The sequence below is a fragment of the Clostridium intestinale DSM 6191 genome (assembly GCF_900130055.1).
Lineage (GTDB): Bacteria > Bacillota > Clostridia > Clostridiales > Clostridiaceae > Clostridium_T > Clostridium_T intestinale.
The window spans coordinates 301,587-327,195 of record NZ_FQXU01000007.1; the positions used below are offsets into that span (position 1 = coordinate 301,587).

The following is a 25,609-nucleotide window of genomic DNA, read 5'->3' on the forward strand; positions in this document are numbered from 1 at the left end:
AGCCTAAAGTAACATATCTTCTTCTCCTTTTTATTTAATTATATGGAAAATATATTGGAACCTTTGATTGATATTCCTTAAGTTCTATTATCTTATCCTCTTCACTAAAAGTAATCCATGATACTCCGTTAAATCCATCAACTTTTCCTTTATATTCACATTCAAAATACCACTGACATACTAATATGTTATCGTAAACCACATGTTCTTTTATATCCCAAACAAGTACTGTTCCTTTTTCATTCCAGTCCTTAAACCATTTTTCGACTTGATCCAAACCTTGGTAAGCTGGTCCATAACACTCACTATAAAATATCTTTTTATCAAAAACTTCTTCTAATATTGAAGAATCTTTCTTTATCCAACAGTTAAAATATCTTTTTACAATATCAAAGTTATTTCTCATAATAATTACCTCTATGTTTAAATATTCTTATTTTAAGCAACTAGTTTATGGTAATAAATCTCCATCACATATATATTTTACTTTAAAGTCATTAGGCATAATTTCAGTTTCATTAAATATATCTTTTATAATTACTAAGCTAACCTTATTTTTATCTAAAATATTACTAACTCTATAAATATAATATTTTTCCCCATTGCTAATTCTTTGCTTCGCAATACTAAGTTCATGTGAAGTAATAACAAATTCTTTACCTTCTAACGCTTCTGTTTTAACTTCAATAAATATATCTTCTCCTGTTTCTTCATCAAAAGAAAGTATATCATATCCAAGAGCAGGATTTTTAGCTGGTGAGTCACTAACATGCTTAAGAAGATTAGGATAATTCTTCAAACGTCTCATTTCATACTCTAATACATATTTTTCTCCCATATCTCCTATATGTTTTTTGAATTCATTAATCTCATTAAAATTAACTCTCATATTATCATTAAAAAGTTTTTGTATATTAATCTTATTTTTTATATTATCTGCTATATATTTTACATTTATATAGTTAAGCTTTATATTATTTTTATCTAAATATTCTCTAACCTCATTATATGTCCAATCAGGATTCAGATTAACAATTCTATAAACTACTCCACTTGTATAAATATTTTGAGTTGTCCATTTTTTATTAAGATACTTGCTTATTTTTCTCATTATATAATCAACTCTATTGCTGCTTTTTAATAAATCTATATCTTTTTCTGAATCATCTAAGAAACAAATCAAGTTCTTTAATAAGTATTCTGAATTAATATGCTTTTTCTTTCTATTTGCATTGTAGGAAATATAATATTTCTCTTTTATTGTACTTTGAATTATATTATTTTCGAAAATAGATAATTTTATATTTACTCCATTAGAAAATATAGTAGCTTTAGCTTCATCATAATCACTTATTTTAAGCTTTAACAACTCTTGTGATCTTTCACCATTTATTCCTTTAAAAAGTAATATACATAGTGCCATATCTGATAAATTGCTTAATTTACTAATATTAAAGTAAAGTTCTTCTTGAGTACAATACTTTTCATTAAATTCACTTGTATCAATATACTCTTTAACTCTTAAGGCTTCAACAATAGAGGTCTTATGTATACTTTTATTTTGTTCAATAGCAAATTTGCAATATGAATTAATTAAACTCTTTCTTGAATTCAATGTTAATGGTAAAGGTATTTTCAAACTTGTAAAAAATATACCCAATTCATGCGCAGTAAAATCATAAAAATCTTTTTTAAAACTTTTTTCAAAACTATCAACCTTATCGAATAATTGCCTATATTGATCTAATGTTTTTTCTTTTTGACCTTTATCTTTAATATGTCTTAAAAAATCCATCTTAAATTCTGAAAATCTACTCACAAAATCCCACCCTTTATTACTTAGTTTAGATATTCAAAAGTATGTTTATGTGTATTATAATATTTTAGTAACTATCATTTAGCATAAAATATTTTATTTATCTACTAACTAATCTTCACACAAAAATCCATGTACACCCACCCCAATACCCCTGCACACCATCATTGACTGGCTAAAATAAATACTGTAAATCATCTTTATATTAATAAACACAGTCCTCAATTCGCTCATACTATTTTCATCATTTTAATTTATTATCCTTTTTATTCAATAATTCTCATAAAGTTATACATATTCTCTAACTATTTATAACTTTTATTCTTCCTTCCACTTTAAATAAGTATAAAGTAATTGTATAAAACATAATATTATGCTTGCAATTGGCATAACTCTATTAATAATAATTCTCTCTCCAGTAACCCATACAAATATCATGAGTACTACACAAATAGCTGTCATCCACAAAGTTCTTATAAACTTTCTTCTATAACTTAATTTCCAATAAATTATTTCGAATCCCTTATCAACTTTGTTATTTTTCATAAAACCACCTCTCAATACTTATACCAAGTCATCAATATTAGATTAGTTAAGATATATTTTATGGAGTCTATCTTTAAAATTGTTTAAAAAATATCATTTATTGTACTTAAGCAATCTTTCTGATAAAGTTCCAGTATGTAGTTCAAATAAATGGTTATCGAAATCATAAAAATACAACGAACGACCTTCTCCTTCAACTCTTGCTCTAGGTGTTTTTAAATCAACTCCTAATGAACGTACTCTTTTTTCATAAATATCAAACTCTTCATCTGGTATTTTAAATGCAGTGTGGTTATATGTACGCTCTTCCAAAGATTCCCCTTCCATTATTACAATCCACTGATTGCTTATTTTAAAAAACTTTTCTTTTGATAATGAAATTTTTTTATCTCCACTTGAATATACTTCCTCTGCATCAAATATTACTCTAAAGAATGTAGATGCAAGTTCTAAATCTTTCACAATAAAAGTAATATGACTAATTCCTTCAATCACTTTAATCACCTCTGTCTTGTATTCTAAACCCTTTCATAAAAGTATTTCACCCTTATACCTTTACGTTTAATAAGTTTCACTCAAAGCATTATGAATATCCCATCCAAGGTTCCCTGCGCACCAACCTTGATTTGCCAAAATAACCACAGTTATATCTTTCTCTGGATAGTAGTAAAGTCTACAACTAACTCCGTATTCTTCCCCAGTATGTCCACATCTTATTATATTCTTTCCTTCTATGTCTAACACAAAAGAGTTGCCATATCCATACATCCAAGTGTAGACTCTAGCTCCATTTGCTTCTTCATCAATAACCTTAGGTGTAAATATCTCTTCACTCATTTTTTCACCAAGTAAAGTATTGTTTCTTAGAGCTTGCATAAACTTTACTAAATCATAAGCTGTTGAAGTTGCTCCTCCATCTGCTGCACCATCTGGAGTTGAGGTGTAGATATTCTTCTCTAGGCCTATTACATTTTTATTTGAATCTCTAATGACTTCGTATCCTTCAGCAACTCTATCACAAACCTTGTCCAATGATAAAAAATCCGAGTTTTTCATATCTGCTTTCTTAAAAATATTTTTTCTTATATAATCAAAATAGGATATCCCTGAAGCTTTCTCAATTATTAGTCCTAGTAGTATATATCCAGCTCCATTATAGTGATACTTTTCACCCGGTTTATTGATTTGATCCTTGTTTATAAATAAAAGAAGATAATCTGAATTACTTCTCATCTTATATATAGGAAAGTCTGTCCACATTTTTTCCCATTCTTCATCACCTAAACTTTCATCAAAGTAATCTCCTATTCCAGAAGTATGAGTAAGTAAGTTCTCAACCGTAACTTCATTTGAGATCTTTGTATCTCTTAAATCTAAGTACTCTACCGCTTTTGTTTCAAAATTCAGCTGTCCTTTTTCAATTAATTGAAGAATTGCAACTGAAGTAAACATCTTTGATACTGATGCTATCCTGAATCTAGTATCTAAAGTGTTTTTTATACTCCAACCTCTATTTGCATATCCATAAGCTTTTCTGAATATCTTTTCCCCTTTTTCGTTTATTAAAACAACTCCTGAAAATTCTTGTTTCTCTTCTTTCTCATCTATTATCTTATTAAGTTTATCTAAATTTCTCATATCATTAACTCCTTAAATATCTCTAAAAATCACTATCTAAGTGTTTTTTGTGCTTTCATTATAAATAAAGAATATTTAACATTTTTGTCCTCTATTTTTTTCTCATCATAAAAGAATGTAGTAGATTCAGCATCTCTAAAACCACCTTCAATAAAAATATTTTTCAATTTTTCTTGATCAAAGCCATTGTGTCCATTAAATCCTGGTTCATTTTTATGAAAACTTCCATCTTCCTTATCTAAATCTACTATGATAACCTGCCCACCATCATTAAGCAAAGTATAAAACTTATTTGCAAGTCCAGAAATATCTTGAATATGATGCAAAACCATGGAAGTATATATAAGATCAAAATTCTCTATTATCTCTTCATTAAATATGTCTATAGAATATGATTTCATATTATCTACTCCATATTTCTCAATCTTCTCTTTCACCACATCAATCATACCCTTTGAAGAATCAATTAGAGTAATGTTCTCAAATTTCTCAACTAAATTAAAACTTATAAGTCCTGTTCCACAACCAAACTCCATAGCTGAGTATTCTTTATTTATATGAATCGAATTAGCTATTTCATCTGATATTATCTTAGCTCTATTAATTCTTCTGTCTGTATCCCACTTTTTAGCATAATCATCAAAAAACATAAGCTCTCTCCTTTTCCTCTTAATACCATTATAATGCAATTTCTAACATAATAGTATTCTTTAATATTATGTTATTTCTAAAAAATAAAACAAAGCTATAGCAATAAGATATCTCTTCTCTTATTGTTATAGCTTTTAATAAATAAACAACTAAACTATATTCTTTTTAACAGCTTCCCCTAAATATGCTTTCTTAACTTCTTCATTTGTAAGAAGTTCTTTTCCTGCGCCTTCTAAGATTATCTTTCCAGTCTCCATAATATATCCAATATCAGCTATCTTTAAGGCTGCATTAGCATTTTGTTCTATAAGAAGTACAGTAACGCCTTCTTCTTTGTTTATCTTTTTAATTATTCCAAATAGTTCTTTAACTATTATTGGAGCAAGTCCTAAGGAAGGCTCATCCATCATTATAAGCTTTGGTTTAGACATAAGAGCTCTTCCTATAGCAAGCATTTGCTGCTCTCCACCAGATAATGTTCCTGCTGCCTGCCAAGTTCTTTCCTTTAATCTTGGAAATAGAGAATAAACATTTTCTAAGTCCTTATCTATATGATTTCTATCTTTTCTAGAGTAAGCACCTATCTTTAAGTTCTCAAGTACAGTTAAATCTGAGAAAACTCTTCTTCCTTCTGGAACTAGTGCTATACCTTTTTCAACCATCTTTTCTGTTGTTAGTTTAGTTAAGTCTTCACCTTCATAAACTATGGTTCCACTCTTTGGTTTAACAAGTCCTACTATAGATTTTAAAGTTGTACTTTTTCCTGCACCATTAGCTCCTACTAGAGTTACTATCTTTCCTTTAGGAACTTCTAGACTTACTCCTTTTAAAGCTTCTATTCCACCGTAAGCTACTACTAGATCATTTATTTTAATCATCTTCAGACACCCCCAAATATGCATTTATAACTTTTTCATCATTTTGTATTTGAGCAGGTGTTCCCTCAGCTATTGTGATTCCATATTCAAAAACCTGTATCTTATTTGATAAACTCATAACCATCTGCATATGATGTTCTATCATAAATATAGATAATTTAAACTTGTCTTTAACTTCTCTAACAAAGTCTGTAAGCTCATCAGTTTCTGTTGGATTCATCCCAGCTGCTGGCTCATCTAATAAAAGAATCTTAGGATTAGTTGCTAAGGCTCTTGCTATTTCAAGTTTTCTCTGCTTTCCATAAGGAAGAGAACTAGCCTTTTCATCTTTTAAATCATCTAAACCTACTTCCCTTAAAAGTTCAATAGATTTTTCTAGCATTTCTTTTTCTTCATTTCTGTATTTAGGTAATTTAAAAATAGCTCCAAGAAAGTTTGATTTAATGTGTACATGATTACCTATTAAAACATTATCTAGAACTGATAAGTCTTTAAAAAGTCTTATATTTTGGAAGGTTCTAGCTATTCCCTTTTGAGTTATTAAATCTTGTCTTAATCCAGTTATATCTTCATTATTTAAAAATACTTTCCCATTTGTAGGAGTGTAAACATTAGTTACCATGTTAAAAGCTGTTGTTTTACCAGCACCATTAGGTCCTATTAAGGAAACTATTTCTCCCTCTTTTATCTCCAAATTAAAATCTTTAACAGCAGTAAGGCCTCCAAACTGCATTGTTGCATTTTCTACCTTCAATAACGCCATTACTTAACTCCTCCTTCTGTTAGAGATTCATCTGTAGCTTTTTTCTTGAATAAGAATTTCCAGGAAAACTCTTTAGTTCCCATAATACCATTTCTAAAGAAAAGTACTATAACCATAAGTATTACTGAAAAGACAACCATTCTAAGTCCAGGTATTCCATTAAAACTTATAAAACCAAAGTTAAATTGTTTTTCCATATCAAGAAATCTTAAAAGTTCTCCAAGTATTGTTACTATAAAAGCTGAAATTACTGTTCCAGTAATACTTCCCATTCCTCCAATAACAATTATAAGAAGTATATTAAATGTAAGAACGAATTTAAACATGTTAGGATCTATAGTTCCCATTAAGTTTCCTAAAAGTCCACCACCTACGCCAGCAAAAAATGCACCTATAGTAAAGGCTATAGTCTTATGTTTAAATAAATTAATTCCCATACTTTCTGCTGCAATTTCATCTTCTCTTATGGCTTTTAATGCCCTTCCATAAGAACTCTTAATAAGAGAAATCAAAATTATTATAGTTACTATAGCAACTCCAAAACTCCAATATAAATTAGTAGCTCTTGGAATTCCTCTAAGTCCTAAAGCTCCGTTAGTTAAACTTTGAGCATTATTTAAAACTATTCTTATTATTTCTGCAAATCCTAAAGTCGCAATAGCTAAGTAGTCTCCTTTAAGTCTTAAAGCAGGTGCCCCTATTAAAAAGGCTATAAAGGCTGAAAGTAATCCTGCTATAATCAGTGCAGGAAGAAAAGGTATTGATATACTATTAAACGGAGCTATTAAAGGTTCCATAAAAAAGTTTTGAGTTTTTACCTTTTCAGTCATAGTAAGTAATGCTGTTGTATATGCACCTACTGCTATAAATCCAGCATGACCTAGTGAAAACATACCAGTAAAACCATTTATTAGATTCATACTTAATCCAAGTACTGAGTAAATTGCACATAAATTTAAAACTCTAACTACATAAGAATCTAAGTTCCCATTAGCTACTATAAGCAACAAAAATATAATTATAATCAAAGCTATATTTAAAATCTTATTATTTTTCATATTTACACCTTCTCTGCTAGATTTTTGCCCATTATTCCCGTAGGTTTAAATAGCAATATTACAATCAAAAGTATAAATGCAAAAGCATCTCTATAACCAGTTAAGCTTGGTAAAAAAGCAACTATCATGATTTCCCCTATTCCTAAGATAAATCCTCCAATTACTGCTCCTTTAATGTCACCTATTCCACCAATAACTGCTGCAATAAAGCATTTAAGTCCTGGAATCATACCCATAAGTGCTACTATTTGAGGATATTTCATAGACCACATCATAGCACCTACTGCTGCAAGCATTGAACCTATAGCAAAAGTAACGGATATTACTCTATTAACGTTTATTCCCATAAGCTTGGCTGTTTCAACATCCTTAGCTGAAGCTCTCATAGCCATGCCTATATTAGTATGGTTAACTAAATATAAAAGTCCAACTAATATAACTAATGTTACTACTGGAATTATAAAAGTAAGGTTTTGTATCGAAACTCCACCTATAGTTACAACATTTGTAAATATCTCTGGTGTAGGAAAAGCCTTTGGTCTTCCTCCAAATAATACAACAGCTAAATTTTCAAGTAAAAAAGAAACTCCTATAGCTGATATTAATACAGAGATTTTTGGGGCATTTCTAAGAGGCTTGTAGGCCGTAAACTCAATAGTCATACCAAGTACTCCTGTAATAACTATTGCAATTATAAAAGCAAAGTACCAAGGAAGTCCAAAAGTTGCTACTCCAAAAAATGCAAAATATGCTGCCATCATGAATATATCTCCATGGGCAAAATTGATAAGTCTAAGTATTCCATAAACCATAGTGTATCCTATAGCTATAAGCGCATATAAGCTTCCTAAAGATATTCCATTTGTCAAGTGTTGCATAAATATACTGAAAGTCATATTTTCACCCCTAAATCATTATTCTTCTGGCTTAATAGTATCAAGATAAGTAAATTTACCATCCTTAACTACTTTTAAAACTGCATCTTTTACAGCATTATTATTTTCATCTATAGTTATATAACCTGCCGCTCCTGGGAATTTAGCTGTTTTAGCTATCTCATCTCTTATCTTAACTGGATCTGCTGAATTTGCTCTTTCTATAGCGTTAATTATTACTAAATAAGCATCATAAGATAGTGCAGTAACTGCAGCTGGTTCTTTATTATATTCTTTTCTATAAGCATCAAGGAAGGTTTTAGATTCTTCAGTTATAGGAGTTTCTGTTGCAAAGAAAGTTGAAAATACTGTTCCCTCAACGGCCTTTTGTCCTATTTCTAAAAACTCAGGTGTTTCCCAAGTATCTCCACCTAATATTGGAACTGTTATTCCAAGTTGCCTAGCTTGTTTAATAATTAAAGCTCCTTCAGTAAAGTTTCCTGGCGCAAAGATTACATCTGGATTTTGCATTTTTATATTTGTAAGTTGAGCTGTAAAATCCTGATCTCCTGTATTGTAACTAGATTTAGCAACTATGGCATCCTTATCTCCAGTTAAATCTTTAAATGCATCTGAGAAAAACTTACTTATTCCTACAGAATAATCACTAGAAACTTCTTGAAGTAAAGCTACCTTTTTAGCTTTTAATGTGTTAGCCGCATATTTTGCCATAACAGTTCCTTGGAATGGATCTATAAAACAAACTCTAAAATAATAGTCGTTTCCTGCTGTTACTAGAGGATTTGTAGCAGATGCTGCTACTGCTGGAACTTTTGCATCCATAACTATATCTCCAGCCGCCATTGAATTACCACTTCCCCAGCTTCCTATAATTGCATTTACCTTCTCTTTTTCAACAAGATTAGCTGCTGCTGTTGCGGCCTCAACCTTGTCCGATTTATTATCAGTAAAAACTAGTTCAATCTTCTTTCCTAATACCGTAGGATATAGCTTGTTTGCAAGTTTAACCCCCTCAACTTCAAGCTCTCCACCTGCTGCATTAGCTCCTGTCATTGGTTCAAATACACCAATCTTAATTACATCACTCTCTACATACTCTTTTGATTTTTGCTTACAACCAGCTAAAGTTAAACTAGTTGATACAGCTAGTACCAAAAGTAAAGAAATCTTTTTTCTCATTATTAAATAGCCTCCCTAATTGACACAAACTTAACTAAAATTTAAACATTTCTAGCCAAAACTCATTTTTATTAATTTATCAAATATACCAATTTAATCATAATAAAATATCAATAAAACTTTGCAAGTATTATTAACTACATCATATTATCATGATATTTTTTTAATTGCAATATGCCTCAATTCCTCAATCTAGAGCTTTTTTATATACATATGTCCTCCAAGCAAATACATGTATTTTATACTTCTTTACAAATGGATTTACTTTTAAAACATTAGTTTTTAATTTATCACGCTAAAGTAATAAATCTATTCTTTAAGAGAAAGTTTTAACAATTTATGAAAGTGTACTTTTCCTTATAAGTAACCCCTTTCATAGCACCATAATTTCATAAAACCATTCTTTTTTAATAAAAATTGTAATTAAGTTGAATAACCGAGCTAAATGATAACTAAAATCAGCAAGTGTACTCCAAGGGAGTACACTTGCCTGATAAATATTTTTTTAATTTTTTTGCAAAAATATCAAATTTATTTTGCAAAAAAGGATGACCTCGTTTTCAAGTCATCCTTATATAAATATTAAGCCCTATTTTATATTTACAGCTTCTCCAACTTTATATTTGAATCTTAAATCTACAACCCTAAGTGAATATTTAGTATTATCATTTATTTCTCTTTCAATAAAATAACCATTTTTTCGTTCTGGATCTTTTTCAATAACACTTTTAGCCCAATCCTGCTCTCCTTCACCATATATATCCATACTACTAATCTCTGCAAGTGTTCTCTCGCCATTATCATAATAAATTCTCAGCTTATTATTTAAATTTTCTACCTTGTATATTTCTCCTTGAGAGTCTTTAGAAAACATAAATTTTTGTGGTACTTTTAAATTCTCATTCAACACTAAGTCCTCTGAATTTAGCTGTTTTACCTCTTCTTTAACATCCTCTTTGTATATAGGTATAATTTTTATACTCTTAGCATTTTTTATCACATCATATGTTAACTCTTTTATAAAGGTATTAGCTCCATCTTCACCGCTTCCCCAACTCATAAATCTATATATCTTATCATCTACTTCTAAAACAAACTTTCCATTTTCATTCATATCAAAAGTAGTAAAATATATATGAGTTCCTAATATAGTACTCTGCATACTTTTCATATAAGTTTCTTCATTACCTATCTTTACAAACTTATCTATTTTTCTATCCAATACTTTATTAAAGGACTCACTGAAATTAACTTTAAAGTCAAAGTTAGCAGATACGTCATCAACACCTTCAATCTTCATTGAGTTCAGATTTATTTTAAGATCTCCTCTCTTTTTAAAATAACCACCATATATTTCTGATTCATTTACTAAAATCGCTGTATTATCATCAATATACTCAACATTCTGGCTTCCAGTTCCCCATTTAGCATCCATATTAGGAAAATTCACAAACACACTTAGGTTTTCTAGTATAGATTTATCTTTATCCCTATCAAAAGGCTTTTCTGCATTTACTCTAATAGCTACTACTGCTTTAGATGGAGTTACTACTAATTTTTCTATTGTAAATGTATATCCCTTATCTGTTTTACTTTCCCCTATATACTGAGAGTAATCTTTATATTCTTTATAATATCCTAACTTATTATAAATCTCATCAAACAGTTCTATTTTCTCTGCGAAGGCTGGCTTAGACAAAAATACTATTAAACTTGAAGCAACTACAAAAAATATGCCGACAGCAGATAACCTTTTAACTCCTAATTTTCTTTTTAATTTTTTGTCTTCAAGGCTTTTTATTCTCTTTTTTATTTCTCTTTTCGATTTTTTAATTTCAAGCTCATTTAAATCTACTGGAATATCTTCAAACTCTTCTTCACTTATATTTATTTCTTCACTTATTTTCATTATTTCTAAAAAATCCAACTAAATAACCTCCTCTCTAAATAAAACTTCAAGTTTTTTTCTTCCTCTAAGAATCCTATTTGATACAGCAGAAACTGAAATTTCTAATTTCTCTGCAATATCCTTTATTGCCTCATCCATAAAAAAGCGTCTAAGAAATATTTCTTTTGATACCTCTTCCATCTTATTTATCTCTTTTACTAATCTATCTATAATTTCTTTATCTTCAAGTTGTTTATGAAAATCTTGTTCTTCTCCTACCATTAATTCTTCCAATGCAGTTATGACCTTTTTATCTCTTTTCCTTAACTCATCTATAGCAGCTCTTTTAGTAATTACTACAATCCAATTAATAAACTTACTTTTTTCTCCACTGAAAGCCTCAATATTATTCCAGATTTTAAATATAGAATCGTTCATACACTCTAAGCTTGCTTCCCTATCTTTAAGTACTGAATAACTCACCTTTAAAAGAAGATTCCCATATCTATCAATCAAGTAATCTAAAGCTTTTTCATTTCTATTTCTGAGCTGGTCAATTAAGTTCTCATCATTTATCTTCACTTCTTCTCCCCCTTCCCTTCATATATAAATACGGAATATAATTTAAAATCTCTCTCTAAAATTTCACATTATAAAAAGGAGGACATATTCCTCCTTAAATTAAAAACCTTACATTAAAAGCTTACTAATTATTAAAGATGTTTTCTCAATATACTCATTTACAATATTGTTTTTTAATATCTGATTCATTTTCTCTAATATCTCATTTGCTTTAATCATTCTATTTTCATCAATAATCTCTATAGATTTATAAATGTTTAAATAAACTTGTGAAACATTAAAATCTTCTTTTATCAACTGTTCTCCCTCTTCAGTTATATATAAAAATAAAGAGTTTTTATATACAGATTTTTCTTTTTTTATTAATCCTTTTTTATAGATATTTTTAACTATTACATTAGCTGTAGATGGGGAAATGTATGCTATTTTGCTTAGCTCAACAGATGTTATTCCTGGAAAGGCCTCTATAATCCATATACATCTAAGTTGAGGATAGGTTAAATCTAAAGGTTTAAGCATATCTCTATGAATACTCTCTATATTCAAAACAATTATTCTTAAACAGTTATAGAAATAGATCAATTTATGAATTAAATCTCTATCTTCTTTATCAAAATCCTCAATATGTATTTTGTAATTTCTCAAATTCATCCTTTCTATGTATTTGAGAACCAACTTCTTATTCATATTTATAACAACTTCTTCAAATAGTGAATTTAAGAAATCCAACTCCAAATTACTCATATAGTTCTGTAATTCAAATATAGGAAATTCTTCACCTTTCTCTATTTGATTATCCTTTATACACTCATATCCTTTTTCCGTTACATAGAGGTTATAGTTCTTTTTGTTTTGATTTTCTTTATTGGTTATGAGCTCTTTTTTTATAAGATTTCTAAGTATTTTAGTTACTGTAGGAGGTGCCCAGCCAGCTATTTCTGCTATTTCTACTAAGGATACTCCAGGAAAAAGAGCTGTAATCCAAAGCACTCTTAGTTGTGGTAGTGTAATATTATTTTTTTCTACGTATTTGTTATAATTCCACTCTATATTTAAAAATAGATATCTTGATAAGTTATAAAATTTATGCACATGTAGCAAGTGCTTTTTTAATTGACTATCTTTGAGATTTTTCTTATTACTTCTCATTTTTATTTCCTTTTCCTTTAAAGTTTCTCAATGTAATTTTATCATTAATTTAAACTTTTTTCCCTTGTTATTTTAAAAGAAAAATGCTATTATAAATCTGTTTTGAAATTTCAACATTCGAATGCTAATAATAAATGGAGATGATATCTTGTTAGTACCAAAATTAATTACCTGTATAAAAGATTATAATAAACAACAATTCCTAAAGGATTTATCCTCTGGAATTATAGTAGCAATAATAGCACTTCCTCTTTCAATAGCCCTAGCTATAGCCTCTGGTGTATCACCTGAAAAAGGCTTATATACTGCAATTATTGGTGGATTTATTGTTTCCTTTTTAGGTGGAAGTAAAGTTCAAATTGGAGGTCCAACTGGAGCCTTTGTAATAATAGTCTATGGAATAATTGAGAAATATGGATTAGATGGCCTTATAATATCAACCATTATGGCGGGACTTTTCTTAACTATTATGGGATTTCTTAAGTTAGGAAGCCTTATAAGATTTATACCGGCATCTATAACTTCAGGTTTCACAAGTGGAATTGCAATAGTAATATTCTCAACTCAAATAAAGGACTTTTTAGGACTATCTATAAAATCAGTTCCTTCAGAGTTTATACATAAGTGGGGAGCATATTTAAAAAACCTCAATACCTTTAATCCTCAAAGTTTATTAATATCATTATTAACCTTGGGTTGTATAATTTTTTGGCCTAAAATTAACAAAAAAATACCCGGTGCTTTTTTAGCAATTATATTAACAACAGTAATAACATTGACTTTTAATTTAGATACACCAACCATAGGTAGTGTTTTTGGTAATTTATCTTCTTCTCTACCATCACTTTCTATTCCAAGTGTAAATTTGTCTACTATACTCAACTTGGTTTTCCCAGCACTAACAATAGCTATCCTTGCTGCGGTAGAGTCTCTACTTTCTGCAGTTGTTGCAGATAACATGATAGACGGTCGTCATAGATCTAATATGGAATTGGTTGCTCAAGGTTTTGCAAATATATTTTCCGGATTATTTGGAGGAATACCTGTAACTGGAGCTATAGCAAGAACAGCTGCTAATATAAAAAATGGAGGCAGAACTCCTGTTGCTGGAATGGTTCATTCAGTTATACTTTTACTAATAATGTTTTTATTTATGCCTTATGTTAAGTTAATTCCTATGGCATCTCTGGCTGCTATATTAGTTATGGTATCATACAACATGGGTGAATGGGATGCATTTAAAAACTTACTAAAAGCCCCTAAAAGTGATAGCCTAATATTTATAGTTACATTTTTATTGACTGTTTTCTTTGACCTAGTATTTGCTATAGGTGTTGGAGTAGTTCTCTCATCCTTATTATTTATGAGGAAGATGGCCGAATTTACTAGTGTTAAGTCTATAATAGATGATATAGATAGTGTTGACTTATTAGAAATAAAAAACACTCTAAAATATCCTGAGGATGTTGCTATGTATGAAATAAATGGACCATTTTTCTTTGGTGCAACAGATAAATTCATATCAGCTATTAGAGATATTTCCTCCATGCCAAAGATACTTATAATCAAAATGGACAAAGTTCCTATTATGGATTCTACAGCATATCATTCTTTTGAAATGCTCTTAGATATATGTAATAAAGAAAATACAAAACTTCTATTACTTAATGTACAACCTCAACCTTTAAATACACTAAAGAAATACGGATTTGTAGATAAAATAGGTAATAAAAATGTTTGTGTAAGTTTAAATGATGTTATTAATCAATCGAATTATCATACGGCTTAATATATTATATATAAGCTATGTTTCTAAATATAATACCGTTAAAATGGCTGTGGAACTAATTATTTAGCTCCACAGCCATACTTATTTTTCTACAGTAATTTTTTAAGAATTTGATTGATTTATTTTTCTTGGTCCTACTTCAAGCCATTTATCTAAAGCTCCTTTACTAAATATATAAGTATCTCCAACTTTAGTATATGGCAAATCATTATGTTCGGAGTCTACTATACTCTTTAACTGAAACTCAGCTATACCTAAATATTCAGATGCTGTTTGTAAGTTATATGTCTTTTCATTTGTAGTTTGTTGCGGCTGTCTTAAGTCCACACTTAATCCATTTGGAAATGAAACTACTGGTGCAGTTTTTATAGCTCTTCCTATAATTGAAGCTGCAATTATTAAAGAAAATGATAAAACTATTATTGAAATTGCTAATAACTTGTCTTTCATTAAAACTCCCCCTTTATAAACCCATATATTAACATTATATATTAATAACTTAACCCCTTCAAACAAAATATATATATAATCAATATGTTCCACAATTACTGGTTACATTATGGTATTATGTAAATATATACTAATATGATATATAACTAAAATTAATTTCTTTAATTAAAATTGGAGGTAATATACATGGGTGCTTCAGCTGCTATTATTATAATTATTGCTATGTTTTTCATCGGTTTATTTATAGCAATTCCTTCACTAATAGGACTTATAACCTACAAATTACACAATAAAAAGAAAGGTAAAAAAACAAAATTAATAGTTCGCATAATATTAATTATTACACTTATATCTGGATTAACAGTATTTTCTCTTCCAATACTTTTTGTCGGTACACTTGTATATGACCAATATGAACATGCTCAGTATAAAAAAACATTAGTTGGAGCCGCTGACCGAGAGGATTTAATAAAAGTAAAGGAACTTTTAGACAGTGGAACTGATCCAGACCAAAATAAAGGTTCTAATTATACTGCCTTAACATATGCATGTACATCAGGAAACTATGAAATAGCAAAACTTTTAATCAAACATGGTTGTACAATTGACGTTGAGTTTAATGGGTATAGTGACGGAACACAAAAAGGCTATACCCCTCTCATGTATGCTGTAACTGCACAACAAAAATATGACCTTGTTAATTTACTTATATCTAACAAAGCTGATATAAATCACAAAGCATCATCAGATGGCTATACTCCTCTCATTAGAGCAGTTAATTGCGAACAACCTGAGATTGTAAATCTTTTGATTAAAAATGGTGCTGATATTAATGCTTCCGATAATAAAGGCAACACTGTATTACGACATGCATGTGACAATAGCCCTAATTATGCAAACTATTCTAATATAAAGACCCTATTAGAAACTGGAGCATTAGTAAATACTGACACAACCACTTTAGAAGGTCTAACTACATTGGTTAAGAAAAGTACTATAAATATTAGTAATCCTAATGATGATTACTCTGATAAAATTATAAGCATTTTAAGTGAGTATAGTAATAAGTAAATATATAATTAAAAATGGTTTGTAAGAATTATTCCTACAAACCACCCTTTGTCTCTATTTATCTGATGTCTAGCCACTGTTATATACAAGCCTAACAAAGGATGGGATATAACAGTGGCTAGACCCTAGATAAGTTCAACTATACTCATAGAGCACAGGCGATTTAGATAAGGATAAACCCTCATCTAAATCAAGTTTCACTTAATAATTAGCGTCTAAATAATCCCCAATAACTTGAGCGTATAGCTTGGCCCCTTCAGTGCTTAAGTTAACACCATCTTCTAAGTTAGAGTTCATCTTACTTCTTAACATTGTATAAAGTTCTTGTTTTTCACTTTCAGCATACATGTCCACATATCCAACTTTATTCTTTTCTGCAACTTCTTTAATTGCATCACAATATTTTTTTAGCTGAGCATTTGCTCCACCAACTTCATTATACCAATTAGCAGGATGTTTTTTGTAATAGTAATTTGCATTTCCACCCATATTACCATTACCTTTATTTCCTTCAATAACTTTGTTAGGTGCAACTAAAATAGGAATAGCTTTCTTTTCTTTTATTTGTTTAACCATAGACTCCAGATTACTTTTAAATTTATCTAAAGGAACATTTTCTTTATTCTTATCTACAAAATAATGATCATTTAATCCAAAATTAATTGCTACAAAGTCAGGATTTTTTTCTAAAACATCTTTATTTAATCTTTCCAAACCTTGGGTAGATGTATTCCCATTAACCCCTGCATTTGTAAGTTCCAAACTAAATCTTTCCTTTAATAAATCAGTCCATAACTTATTTCCAGCTTGAAAATTCTCTCCATATGTAATATTATCGCCTAAAGCAACAACCTTAGCCCCTTTTATAGATTTAGTTATTACTTCCTCTTTAGGCTCTTCCTTTACTGGTATGTTAGATGCCACTGGCACTATCTTTGTTTTTTTATTAAAACTATACATGCCAAAAACTACAGTTAATATTGTAACTATAGATAATAATACTACTAATAAAATCCACTTCTTGTTCTTCACACTTCTTCCTCCATCAACTATAATTACTATTATTATATCATTTATGGAAGTTTTTTAAACCTCAATAACAAAAAATCATTTCAAAACCGAGGTTTCAAAATGATTTTTCTATAGATAATTTTATGCAAAGGCGTCTATTAATGTTCCTTGTGTTTTTTCATAAGAAGATTCTTCCTCATTACTTTTTAATGTGGAAACATTATTTTTACCTTGAGAAGAAACTTCTGATACTTTTTGAGTAGCATTACTGTTGCTGCTGCTTTGAGCTTCCTTTTGCTGTATTTGAGCATCTATCTGTTCTATTTGTTGTTGTAGCTGCTCAACTTTTTCTTGTTTTGTTTTATCATTTAACTTACTTGAATTCACTTGTAAAAGCTGTTGCTGAAGACTTTCTCTTTGCTTTTTTAATGCTTCTAAACTGCTATCTGAAGCTTTATATGTACTAGTTGAAGTATTAGAAATCGAACCAACATTCATTTTTACCACTCCTTGTTATTTTATGCAACCTCTTATTTTAATAATAAAACTAAAATTTCAAGATATTATGGTAAAAATATGTGAATATTGTGTGACATAATCTAATTCTCACTAACTAGTTATACAACTTCCGCCTCTGCTTCTAGTTCACCTTTTTCATGTGCTTTAGTTAAAAGTCTTAACTCTCTAAATAGGAATATTGCCGTTATAATTGAGGATGTACCATCTGCTACCGGGCCTGCTAGCCAAACTCCAGTTATGCTATTTAACATTCTTGGAAGTATTAAATATAAAGGTATTAAAAGAATAACTTGTCTAAGCAAACTTAAAAACATAGATATTTTGGCTTTACCAACACTTTGAAAATAGTTACCGCTTATTATTTGGAATCCTACTATAGGAAGCATTGCTAAGAATATTCTTATACCATGTGATGCTACTGCAACAAGCTCTGGGTCTTTATTAAAGAGTTTAATAATTTGTGGTGCAAATGCTTGAACTCCTATAAAGCCCATAACAACAATTATTGTAGCTCCCATAATAGCATACTTTAATGTATCTAGTACCCTTTTATAAGCTTTCGCTCCATAATTAAATCCAATTATCGGCTGGTACCCTTGATTTATTCCAAACAAAGGCATAACAATTAAAGTAACTACACTGTTTATTACTGTCATAGCACCTATTGCTACATCTCCACCATAAGTCTTAAGTGCTGTATTTGCAGTTATTGATACCACACTTGCTGCCATTTGCATTGAAAAAGGAGAAACTCCTATTGCAAAAATTGTTTTAACTATATGCATATCTAGTTTTAAATTGCTTATTTTTAATTTTAAACTACTTTGCCCTTTTAAAAAATAACTTAAAACCCAAATAGTTGAGACGGCTTGAGATATTATTGTTGCTAATGCCGCTCCTTTTACTCCCATGCCAAAAGTAAAAATAAATATAGGATCTAAAATAGTGTTAAGTACTGCTCCAACTAACATTGTGGACGCTGCTCTTTTAGGATTTCCCTCAGCTCTAATGCAGTGATTTAAGCTAAAGGATGTAAGACTGAATATTGTTCCAAGTAAAATTATTCCAAGATAATCACTAGCGTAACCAAAAGTACTTTCGCTTGCACCAAACATCATTAAAAGTTTATCTTTATATAAAAGTCCTACTATAGTTATTAAAATAGAAAATATTATTGAAAGAGAAAGTGCATTCCCTAATATATGTTCTGCTTCATCTTTTTTTCTTTGCCCTAATTTAATTGATATATTTGCTGATGCACCAACTCCTGTAAGCATAGCAAAAGCTATAACTACAGTCATAATCGGGAAACTTAATCCAACTCCTGTTAAAGCAAGTTGTCCTACACCTTCCATCTGTCCTATATAGATTCTATCTACCACATTATATAATGCATTTACAAGCATTCCTATAATAGCTGGTACAGAGAAGCTTATAAGTAATTTTAATATATTTTCATTTGCCAGTCGTTTTTCTCTATCTATCATTTGTAATCTCCTTTAATCTTTTTTTCTTTTTGTTCTCCACCATTCTCTGGAGAAGATTTAATGCCATTTTCTTTTCTTCTTCTGTGAAATCCGATGTTAATATATCATTCCATTCTAGTAGAACATTTCTAATATCCTTAATAATATCTTTCCCATCAGCAGTTAAATAAACTCTGTAAGCTCGTTTATCATTTTCATCTACAGATCTTTTTACCAAACCTTCTTCTTCAAGCTTTTTTAAGGCTTTAGCCGTTGTTCCTTTATCTATAATTAGTTTACAAGTCATTTCTTCCTGAGTTACACCTTCATTGTTTTCAAGAAAAAGTAGAAAAGTATATTGTCCACTCCCTATATTTCCAATATTAAAATTTTTATTAAAATACATAGCTCCTGCTCTATACAATATAGAAATATATCTTCCAATGCTATCAATATTTTTTTGCATCTCATCCACCTTTAATAAAAAATAATAGTTGCATGCACAACTATTATAGTATAAATTATTAATAATTTATTTACAAGTATATTTTTTAATAAATAAAAAGTAACTAAAAAGGTTATTTCCTAAAACCCTTAAGAAATAACCTTAAATATTAACTATTTTTTTTACTTATTAAATAAATCTGTTGACTTATTATATTTTCCATTGTGTCTTGAATTACAAAATCTTCTTTTTTACTTCTTCCTTCATAATATCTTACTTTAACATTTTGTACGTCATTGTTACTAGAATTAATAAAATTAGCATTAAAAACAACTTTAAACCCTTGCTCGTGACCACTTTCAACTGCTTCTATTAGATTCATCTTCACAACACCTCAACACATAATTTTTAGTTATATATATTATATTCTATAAACTATTAGAAAATCCTTTAATCTATTACATATTTTTAAAAATAATTTAATTTTTCTTTTATCATTTTTATTTCTCTTTTGTGACCTTCATTATCTAATGGTGTTTCAGCATAAAAAGGTAAAGTTTTTATATATGGATGCTCCATTATTTTTATTATTGAATCTAGTCCTATAGTTCCTTCACCAACAGGTACATGTCTATCTTTTCTTTCACCAAAAGGCATTAAGCTGTCGTTTAAATGAATGGTTTTTAATTTCTCTATTCCTATTATCTTGTCAAACTCCTCCATAACCTCATAGATATTATTTTTAATGTCATATCCAGCAGAAAAAACATGGCATAAGTCCATACATACCCCTATCTTTTCCTTATAACTTATTTTATCTATTATGCTCTTTAAATGTTCAAACCTAAACCCAATTTCAGTTCCTTTTCCAGGCATAGTTTCAAGTAAAATCTTGATTTTTTCATCCCCTTTTATTGATTCATTAAGAGCATTAGCTATTTTATTTATTGAAACTTCAACTCCTGAACCTGTATGACTACCTGGATGAAAAACAAAAAACTCAATTCCTAATTTGTCCATTCTATGAATATCTTCTTTAATAACAGTCCTGCCAAACTCATACACACCTTCATCACTACTGCCAAGATTCATAGTATAAGGTGCATGTGCTTGTAGTGGTCCAAACTTATACTCTTTTCTCAATTTCTGAAATTCATTAACATCTTTTTCATTATAAGCTCTAAAATTTGATCCTCTAGGATTTCTACTAAAAAACTGAAAAACATTAGCCTCCATTTCTATAATATCCTTAGAAGCCCTTGCATATCCTTTAGCTGTTGTCATATGTGGTCCTATATATAACATAAAAGTCTCCTTTAGTTTCACTATATATAGCTAGTGTTTTCAACTTCATAAATACTATTCTAACTTTGTTAGTTTACACGGTTTTTACAAAACTTAACTTCATTATTTAACTAAATCCAATTATAATTAAACTATCATCAAATACTTTAAAGGAAGGCATCCTATTCCATTTTTATCACCGTCCACACTAATGCCTTCCTATTTTTTTATCTGTATTTAATAAAAAAATCACTCCTCCAGTTGTTTTATACAACCTTTAGAGTGATTATATTTAAATTAGTCTTACCCTTCCCATCCATCTGGGAACTCAGCATTGTGGTAAACTTCTTGAACATCATCGTCATCTTCAAGTAAGTCAAGCATCTTTTGGAACTTCTTAGCATCATCTTCATTAATTGCTGTATATGTATCTGGTATCATTTTTACAGCTGCTTCTAAGAATTCTAAACCTTCTGCTTCTAAGGCTTCTCTAACTGTACTAAAGTCATCTGGTGCAGTTGTTATTACGAAAACTTCCTCTTCTGATGAAAAATCTTCAGCGCCTGAGTCTAAAGCTAACATCATGATTTCATCTTCATCTTTGTCTTCTTTTTCTATAACTATTTCACCTTTTTCTTGGAACATGAATCCAACACATCCGCTTGCTCCCATGTTTCCGCCACCTTTTGTGAAGGCACTTCTTACATTACCAGCAGATCTATTTTTGTTATCTGTTAGAGTTTCAACTATAACAGCTACTCCTGATGGACCATATCCTTCATAAACTATTGTTTCATAGTTTACTGAACCAAGTTCTCCTGAAGCTTTTTTAATAGCTCTTTGTATATTATCACTAGGCATATTCTCTGCTTTTGCTTTTGCTACAGCATCTCTTAGTCTAGCATTAGTTTCTGGATTAGCTCCACCATTTTTAACGCTAACAGCTATTTCTTTACCTATCTTTGTGAATATTTTTCCTCTTTTAGCATCTGTTTTGCCTTTTTTAGCTTGTATATTATGCCACTTTGAATGTCCTGACATTATATTTCCTCCTAACTTTGTTCCCTTATATGTTAACCCTTAAGGTCAATATCCTAAACCATTATAACATAGCATAAATTCCATCTGCAACTTGAAGTGGGTAATTTAGCCATATATCTATTCTAAACTTTTCAAAAGTCTATATTCTTCTTTAAAGAATATTCCTTCATCACTCTTTTTGATAACTGCTTTTCCATTAGTTGCTTCAGTTATTTCTTGTATGGCTTTTTCTGCTTCCTCTAATTCTAATAACAGATGAATTTTTACATTTTCTCCATACTCTGAATCTTCTATATTCCAGTTATTTTCTCCACATATATATTGAATTTTACCTATTAAATCATAATTTATATCTATAGTTAAGGGAACACCCTTAACTTTTTCTACCATTCCTCCAGCCTTTATTGCTATGGAAGCACCTTTAGTATAGGCTCTTGTTAATCCTCCTGCCCCTAATAATACACCTCCAAAATACCTGGTAACTACTATAGCACAATCTACTATGCCTGTTTTTTTAATTACCTCTAAAATAGGTATTCCTGCTGTTCCTTGAGGTTCACCATCATCAGAATATCTTTGAATATTCATATTTTCTCCTATTACATAAGCCCAGCAGTTATGTGTAGCCATTTTGTGCTGACCCTTTATTTCCTGCACAAATGCTTTTGCTTCTTCTTCTGTTTCAACTCTTTTTATGTGACCTATAAATTGAGATTTCTTTTCTTCAAAATCATCCTTTGATTGTCTTTTAATTGTTAAATAAGACATGCTTTTCCCCCTATTGCTGTAATTCTTTTAATATTTTCTCCATTCCCTCATCAATTTTATCGTGGGTTGTTTGAGAGAAACCTATTCTAAAAAAATCGTCCCCATCTACTTCTTTTTTATAAAATAAGGCTCCTGGCGATATTAGTATCTTTTCTTTCTTAAGTATAGAAAAAAGCTTTCGTGAACTTGGAGAATCTTTTTCTAAAACCTTTAAGAAAAAGTTTAATCCCCCTTTTGGATCTATGTACTCAACTATATCTTTGAATTTCTCATCCAATATACTTTTCATATGTAAATATCTAGACTTATACTCTCCATTTAAATATTCTATATGCCTTTTCCAATAGTTATGCACTATGTAACGCTCCAAGGCCCTTTGCATTAAAGATGAGGTAGATATATCTGTATTTATTTTAGAGATATACATACTTTCTTTAAACTTTTCTGGTGCTATTACATACCCTATTCTTATTCCTGGCATAAAAATCTTTGAGAAACTCTTAATATATATTACTCTATCATAAATATCATACGCCTTTAATGGTTTATATTGCAAATTATCATCATAAATTAGTTCTGATAAATAGTCATCTTCTAATATATAAAAATCATAAATATTAGACAATTCTATAAGTTTTAGTTTTTTTTCATTTGAGTAACTAATTCCTGTTGGATTCTGAAAATAACTCATTATATACATGAATTTTATTTTTTCTTTTTTCAGTATCTTTTCTAGTTTCTCTAAATCCATTCCATCTTTCTCAATTGGAACTTCTATAACTTCTGCTCTTTTCCATCTAAATACAGAAAGAGCTCCTCCATAGGTTGGGTTCTCAACAACTACCTTGTCATTTACATTTAAGATGGCCTTTGAAGCTATATCTATTCCTTGCTGAGCTCCAGAAACTATAAGTATGTCTTCTTTTTTAACCCTGCCATTCCAAAAGTTTTTACTTATTTCTTCTCTAAGTTTATCATAACCCAAAACATCTTGATATAATAAAGCCTCAGCTCCATCTCTATCAAAAACCTCATTTATAACCATTTGTAAATCCTTAACTGGAAAAAAGGAAGATGATGTAGTCTCCCCTGTAAAATCTATATACTCTCTTAATGAACCTGCATTTAACAGTTTAAAAGTTTTATTATATTCTTTTTGAAAACTCTTAATTGCCTCTTTTTTTCTAGCATAGGTTCCACTTCCTATTTTCATAATAGCGTAGCCATCAGCTTGAAGTTTTTTATAAGCACTTACTATAGTTACATTATTCACTTCAAGAAAATTAGAAAGCTCTCTTATAGTAGGCAGTTTAGTTCCATCTTTTATCTTCCCAAACTCTATTAACTTTTTTATATGTTCAGAGATTTGTATATACTTAGAGATATCTTCATCAAACTCAACTAAGAACTTTTTCATTTCTCCTCCATTTTTTAGTTGAGAGTTAGTCTTAGATGTCTTATAGCTAAAAAATCCAGCAAAGCTGAATTTCTCAATCAATTGTCAACTCTCAATTTTCAGTTCTCAACTAACTAAATGTTGTTATAATAATATACATTTTCCTTATATCTAAAACCATTTAAACTTTGTTCTAAAATTCTTCTATTTAAAATCTTGTTTTTATATAACTCATTTAATATAACTTCCATGTTTATATATAGACCTTTGAATAACTCTTCTTCCTTTAAAAGCTGAGGCGTAACCCAGTTATCCTTATCTTTTATATAATCTATTAAAATCCTTGAAGACTGTTTTAAATTCACATTTAAATAGTTTTTTATGTACGTAATCATTTCTTTGATTGCTTCTTCCTTGTTAACTTGCTCAAAGAAAATCTTGTCTACTATTTCTTTAAAAGAATCATTTAAACTTATAGCCATGTTTATAGAGTCTTTACTTACTAAATATCCATTATTGTTTATGTATAGCTTGGCAAATGACTCCATAGCCTTTAAAGACAGTTCAAAGGCTGTATATCTTCTATTATTATATAAATACTTATTAAGTACATTTATAGCTTTTAATGTTTCTCCTAGATAAACCAGATTCATTTTTTCCTTTTCTATATCTGGTACATATCTAAGTTCATCATGTATTTTTCTTATAGATAAATCATTACATATTATAAGTCTTGAAGTTATTAATATCTCATCTATCTTTTTATTAGAATTATTTATTAAGGTATTTTTAGATATAAGTTTTAAATGAATAGGCACTTCATTTAAAGTTAAATTAATATCCTTTATATCATTAATTAAGTTATCAATAACTACTAATAAATCTATATTAGACCCTTCCCATAGATCGCCGCTTACCATTGAGCCATAGGCTAACACTGCTAATACATGTTTATTTTTTTCTAAATCTTCTTTTATACTTGAAAAAGCCTTCTGGTATTCCACAATCTTTGTATTCATATAACTCACCCCAATATTTTAAGATTATTATATATCATATGTACAAATCTTGTATACTTTTTTCTGCTTCTTCTCCACAATTATCACAGTGAAATATGTGTACACAACAAGAGTTTATATACTCTATCTCTTGCTTATTTCCATAGGGATCTCTATATTCCTGCTCTCTGCCGATATCATTCATTAAGCCGCCACACTTGCCACACTTTATTGTACTACTTATTATCTTGTTACATATAGGACATATTTTCTCCATAAAAAAATCCCTCCTGCATCATAGTTTATTCTAATTTAAACCATTTATAC

At 29.4% G+C, this 25,609-nt stretch carries 28 protein-coding genes; 2 read left to right on the forward strand and 26 right to left on the reverse strand.

Translation table 11 applies throughout. The annotated features are described in order from the left end of the window. Nucleotides 1-34: 34 nt before the first annotated feature. The 14 genes from BUA92_RS12445 to BUA92_RS12510 all read right to left on the reverse strand — a co-directional run bounded on the left by BUA92_RS12445 (nt 35) and on the right by BUA92_RS12510 (nt 13,044). Entirely contained in the window at nt 35-406 is a 372-nt protein-coding gene (locus BUA92_RS12445) for a nuclear transport factor 2 family protein (protein WP_073019990.1), read from the reverse strand. Nucleotides 407-451: 45 nt separating this feature from the next. Next, nucleotides 452-1,819: a protein NO VEIN domain-containing protein gene (locus BUA92_RS12450; RefSeq protein WP_073019991.1), complete on the reverse strand. Its 1,368-nt coding sequence runs from the start codon at nt 1,817-1,819 to the stop codon at nt 452-454. Nucleotides 1,820-2,134: 315 nt separating this feature from the next. Continuing rightward, nucleotides 2,135-2,362: a hypothetical protein gene (locus BUA92_RS12455; RefSeq protein WP_073019992.1), complete on the reverse strand. Its 228-nt coding sequence runs from the start codon at nt 2,360-2,362 to the stop codon at nt 2,135-2,137. A 93-nt stretch (nt 2,363-2,455) separates the two neighbouring features. Further along, nucleotides 2,456-2,857: a FosX/FosE/FosI family fosfomycin resistance hydrolase gene (fosX, locus tag BUA92_RS12460; RefSeq protein ID WP_073019993.1), complete on the reverse strand. Its 402-nt coding sequence runs from the start codon at nt 2,855-2,857 to the stop codon at nt 2,456-2,458. A gap of 66 nt (nt 2,858-2,923) precedes the next feature. Next, nucleotides 2,924-4,000, reverse strand: coding sequence for a serine hydrolase domain-containing protein (locus BUA92_RS12465; protein WP_073019994.1), 1,077 nt, complete (start codon nt 3,998-4,000; stop codon nt 2,924-2,926). Between the two features lie 32 nt (nt 4,001-4,032). After that, nucleotides 4,033-4,650 (reverse strand): class I SAM-dependent DNA methyltransferase, encoded by a 618-nt coding sequence (locus BUA92_RS12470; protein WP_073019995.1) that lies wholly within the window; start codon nt 4,648-4,650, stop codon nt 4,033-4,035. A gap of 150 nt (nt 4,651-4,800) precedes the next feature. After that, a complete protein-coding gene (locus BUA92_RS12475; protein WP_073019996.1) occupies nt 4,801-5,529 on the reverse strand; it encodes an ABC transporter ATP-binding protein in 729 nt (242 codons plus the stop codon). Beyond that, nucleotides 5,522-6,292 (reverse strand): ABC transporter ATP-binding protein, encoded by a 771-nt coding sequence (locus tag BUA92_RS12480; protein WP_073019997.1) that lies wholly within the window; start codon nt 6,290-6,292, stop codon nt 5,522-5,524. Before BUA92_RS12480 ends, BUA92_RS12475 begins: the two co-directional genes overlap by 8 nt. Next, complete coding sequence (locus BUA92_RS12485) at nt 6,292-7,350, reverse strand: branched-chain amino acid ABC transporter permease (protein ID WP_073019998.1); 1,059 nt, start codon at nt 7,348-7,350, stop codon at nt 6,292-6,294. Before BUA92_RS12485 ends, BUA92_RS12480 begins: the two co-directional genes overlap by 1 nt. Before the next feature lie 2 nt (nt 7,351-7,352). Continuing rightward, entirely contained in the window at nt 7,353-8,246 is an 894-nt protein-coding gene (locus BUA92_RS12490) for a branched-chain amino acid ABC transporter permease (RefSeq protein ID WP_073019999.1), read from the reverse strand. A gap of 18 nt (nt 8,247-8,264) precedes the next feature. Further along, a complete protein-coding gene (locus BUA92_RS12495) occupies nt 8,265-9,425 on the reverse strand; it encodes an ABC transporter substrate-binding protein (protein ID WP_073020000.1) in 1,161 nt (386 codons plus the stop codon). A gap of 589 nt (nt 9,426-10,014) precedes the next feature. Then, nucleotides 10,015-11,352 (reverse strand): DUF4179 domain-containing protein, encoded by a 1,338-nt coding sequence (locus BUA92_RS12500; protein ID WP_073020001.1) that lies wholly within the window; start codon nt 11,350-11,352, stop codon nt 10,015-10,017. Beyond that, nucleotides 11,353-11,895, reverse strand: a complete 543-nt coding sequence (locus BUA92_RS12505; RefSeq protein WP_073020002.1) for a sigma-70 family RNA polymerase sigma factor — start codon at nt 11,893-11,895, stop codon at nt 11,353-11,355. 108 nt (nt 11,896-12,003) lie between these two features. Next, on the reverse strand, nt 12,004-13,044 hold the full coding sequence (locus BUA92_RS12510; protein ID WP_073020003.1) for a MarR family transcriptional regulator: 1,041 nt from the start codon (nt 13,042-13,044) through the stop codon (nt 12,004-12,006). 121 nt (nt 13,045-13,165) lie between these two features. On the opposite strand from BUA92_RS12510, the gene BUA92_RS12515 reads away from it, so the two are divergent. After that, entirely contained in the window at nt 13,166-14,833 is a 1,668-nt protein-coding gene (locus BUA92_RS12515; RefSeq protein ID WP_073020004.1) for a SulP family inorganic anion transporter, read from the forward strand. A gap of 102 nt (nt 14,834-14,935) precedes the next feature. Here BUA92_RS12515 and BUA92_RS12520 read toward each other — a convergent pair whose 3' ends face one another. Further along, nucleotides 14,936-15,283, reverse strand: coding sequence for a MerR family transcriptional regulator (locus BUA92_RS12520; protein WP_073020005.1), 348 nt, complete (start codon nt 15,281-15,283; stop codon nt 14,936-14,938). A gap of 186 nt (nt 15,284-15,469) precedes the next feature. On the opposite strand from BUA92_RS12520, the gene BUA92_RS12525 reads away from it, so the two are divergent. Then, on the forward strand, nt 15,470-16,354 hold the full coding sequence (locus tag BUA92_RS12525; RefSeq protein ID WP_073020006.1) for an ankyrin repeat domain-containing protein: 885 nt from the start codon (nt 15,470-15,472) through the stop codon (nt 16,352-16,354). Between the two features lie 201 nt (nt 16,355-16,555). On the opposite strand, the gene BUA92_RS12530 is transcribed toward BUA92_RS12525, so the two are convergent. The 11 genes from BUA92_RS12530 to BUA92_RS12580 all read right to left on the reverse strand — a co-directional run bounded on the left by BUA92_RS12530 (nt 16,556) and on the right by BUA92_RS12580 (nt 25,559). Further along, entirely contained in the window at nt 16,556-17,386 is an 831-nt protein-coding gene (locus BUA92_RS12530; protein WP_073020007.1) for an SGNH/GDSL hydrolase family protein, read from the reverse strand. Between the two features lie 120 nt (nt 17,387-17,506). Beyond that, nucleotides 17,507-17,863, reverse strand: coding sequence for a FlxA-like family protein (locus BUA92_RS12535; protein ID WP_073020008.1), 357 nt, complete (start codon nt 17,861-17,863; stop codon nt 17,507-17,509). 119 nt (nt 17,864-17,982) lie between these two features. Beyond that, a complete protein-coding gene (locus tag BUA92_RS12540) occupies nt 17,983-19,368 on the reverse strand; it encodes an MATE family efflux transporter (protein ID WP_073020067.1) in 1,386 nt (461 codons plus the stop codon). After that, nucleotides 19,361-19,816, reverse strand: coding sequence for a MarR family winged helix-turn-helix transcriptional regulator (locus BUA92_RS12545; protein ID WP_073020009.1), 456 nt, complete (start codon nt 19,814-19,816; stop codon nt 19,361-19,363). Before BUA92_RS12545 ends, BUA92_RS12540 begins: the two co-directional genes overlap by 8 nt. Nucleotides 19,817-19,964: 148 nt before the next feature. Further along, complete coding sequence (locus tag BUA92_RS12550; RefSeq protein ID WP_073020010.1) at nt 19,965-20,177, reverse strand: hypothetical protein; 213 nt, start codon at nt 20,175-20,177, stop codon at nt 19,965-19,967. A gap of 86 nt (nt 20,178-20,263) precedes the next feature. Then, the gene (locus BUA92_RS12555) at nt 20,264-21,100 is read right to left on the reverse strand and encodes a deoxyribonuclease IV (RefSeq protein WP_073020011.1); all 837 of its coding nucleotides are present in this window, start codon (nt 21,098-21,100) and stop codon (nt 20,264-20,266) included. Between the two features lie 282 nt (nt 21,101-21,382). Further along, nucleotides 21,383-22,120, reverse strand: a complete 738-nt coding sequence (locus tag BUA92_RS12560) for a YebC/PmpR family DNA-binding transcriptional regulator (RefSeq protein WP_073020012.1) — start codon at nt 22,118-22,120, stop codon at nt 21,383-21,385. Between the two features lie 117 nt (nt 22,121-22,237). After that, nucleotides 22,238-22,888 (reverse strand): YigZ family protein, encoded by a 651-nt coding sequence (locus BUA92_RS12565; RefSeq protein WP_073020013.1) that lies wholly within the window; start codon nt 22,886-22,888, stop codon nt 22,238-22,240. 10 nt (nt 22,889-22,898) lie between these two features. Continuing rightward, the gene (gene pdxR / locus BUA92_RS12570) at nt 22,899-24,305 is read right to left on the reverse strand and encodes a MocR-like pyridoxine biosynthesis transcription factor PdxR (RefSeq protein ID WP_073020068.1); all 1,407 of its coding nucleotides are present in this window, start codon (nt 24,303-24,305) and stop codon (nt 22,899-22,901) included. Nucleotides 24,306-24,418: 113 nt separating this feature from the next. After that, nucleotides 24,419-25,303, reverse strand: coding sequence for a nucleotidyltransferase domain-containing protein (locus BUA92_RS12575; protein WP_073020014.1), 885 nt, complete (start codon nt 25,301-25,303; stop codon nt 24,419-24,421). A gap of 34 nt (nt 25,304-25,337) precedes the next feature. Beyond that, nucleotides 25,338-25,559: a hypothetical protein gene (locus BUA92_RS12580; RefSeq protein ID WP_073020015.1), complete on the reverse strand. Its 222-nt coding sequence runs from the start codon at nt 25,557-25,559 to the stop codon at nt 25,338-25,340. Nucleotides 25,560-25,609 lie beyond the last annotated feature (50 nt).

Bases quoted from the DNA above. Each gene is read 5' to 3' on its own strand.
- BUA92_RS12445 (WP_073019990.1), bottom strand. From the start codon at position 406: ATGAGAAATAACTTTGATATTGTAAAAAGATATTTTAACTGTTGGATA.
- BUA92_RS12455 (WP_073019992.1), bottom strand. From the start codon at position 2,362: ATGAAAAATAACAAAGTTGATAAGGGATTCGAAATAATTTATTGGAAA.
- BUA92_RS12465 (WP_073019994.1), bottom strand. From the start codon at position 4,000: ATGAGAAATTTAGATAAACTTAATAAGATAATAGATGAGAAAGAAGAG.
- BUA92_RS12470 (WP_073019995.1), bottom strand. From the start codon at position 4,650: ATGTTTTTTGATGATTATGCTAAAAAGTGGGATACAGACAGAAGAATT.
- BUA92_RS12475 (WP_073019996.1), bottom strand. From the start codon at position 5,529: ATGATTAAAATAAATGATCTAGTAGTAGCTTACGGTGGAATAGAAGCT.
- BUA92_RS12480 (WP_073019997.1), bottom strand. From the start codon at position 6,292: ATGGCGTTATTGAAGGTAGAAAATGCAACAATGCAGTTTGGAGGCCTT.
- BUA92_RS12485 (WP_073019998.1), bottom strand. From the start codon at position 7,350: ATGAAAAATAATAAGATTTTAAATATAGCTTTGATTATAATTATATTT.
- BUA92_RS12490 (WP_073019999.1), bottom strand. From the start codon at position 8,246: ATGACTTTCAGTATATTTATGCAACACTTGACAAATGGAATATCTTTA.
- BUA92_RS12495 (WP_073020000.1), bottom strand. From the start codon at position 9,425: ATGAGAAAAAAGATTTCTTTACTTTTGGTACTAGCTGTATCAACTAGT.
- BUA92_RS12510 (WP_073020003.1), bottom strand. From the start codon at position 13,044: ATGAGAAGTAATAAGAAAAATCTCAAAGATAGTCAATTAAAAAAGCAC.
- BUA92_RS12515 (WP_073020004.1), top strand. From the start codon at position 13,166: ATGCTAATAATAAATGGAGATGATATCTTGTTAGTACCAAAATTAATT.
- BUA92_RS12520 (WP_073020005.1), bottom strand. From the start codon at position 15,283: ATGAAAGACAAGTTATTAGCAATTTCAATAATAGTTTTATCATTTTCT.
- BUA92_RS12525 (WP_073020006.1), top strand. From the start codon at position 15,470: ATGGGTGCTTCAGCTGCTATTATTATAATTATTGCTATGTTTTTCATC.
- BUA92_RS12535 (WP_073020008.1), bottom strand. From the start codon at position 17,863: ATGAATGTTGGTTCGATTTCTAATACTTCAACTAGTACATATAAAGCT.
- BUA92_RS12545 (WP_073020009.1), bottom strand. From the start codon at position 19,816: ATGCAAAAAAATATTGATAGCATTGGAAGATATATTTCTATATTGTAT.
- BUA92_RS12550 (WP_073020010.1), bottom strand. From the start codon at position 20,177: ATGAATCTAATAGAAGCAGTTGAAAGTGGTCACGAGCAAGGGTTTAAA.
- BUA92_RS12555 (WP_073020011.1), bottom strand. From the start codon at position 21,100: ATGTTATATATAGGACCACATATGACAACAGCTAAAGGATATGCAAGG.
- BUA92_RS12560 (WP_073020012.1), bottom strand. From the start codon at position 22,120: ATGTCAGGACATTCAAAGTGGCATAATATACAAGCTAAAAAAGGCAAA.
- BUA92_RS12565 (WP_073020013.1), bottom strand. From the start codon at position 22,888: ATGTCTTATTTAACAATTAAAAGACAATCAAAGGATGATTTTGAAGAA.
- pdxR (WP_073020068.1), bottom strand. From the start codon at position 24,305: ATGAAAAAGTTCTTAGTTGAGTTTGATGAAGATATCTCTAAGTATATA.
- BUA92_RS12575 (WP_073020014.1), bottom strand. From the start codon at position 25,303: ATGAATACAAAGATTGTGGAATACCAGAAGGCTTTTTCAAGTATAAAA.
- BUA92_RS12580 (WP_073020015.1), bottom strand. From the start codon at position 25,559: ATGGAGAAAATATGTCCTATATGTAACAAGATAATAAGTAGTACAATA.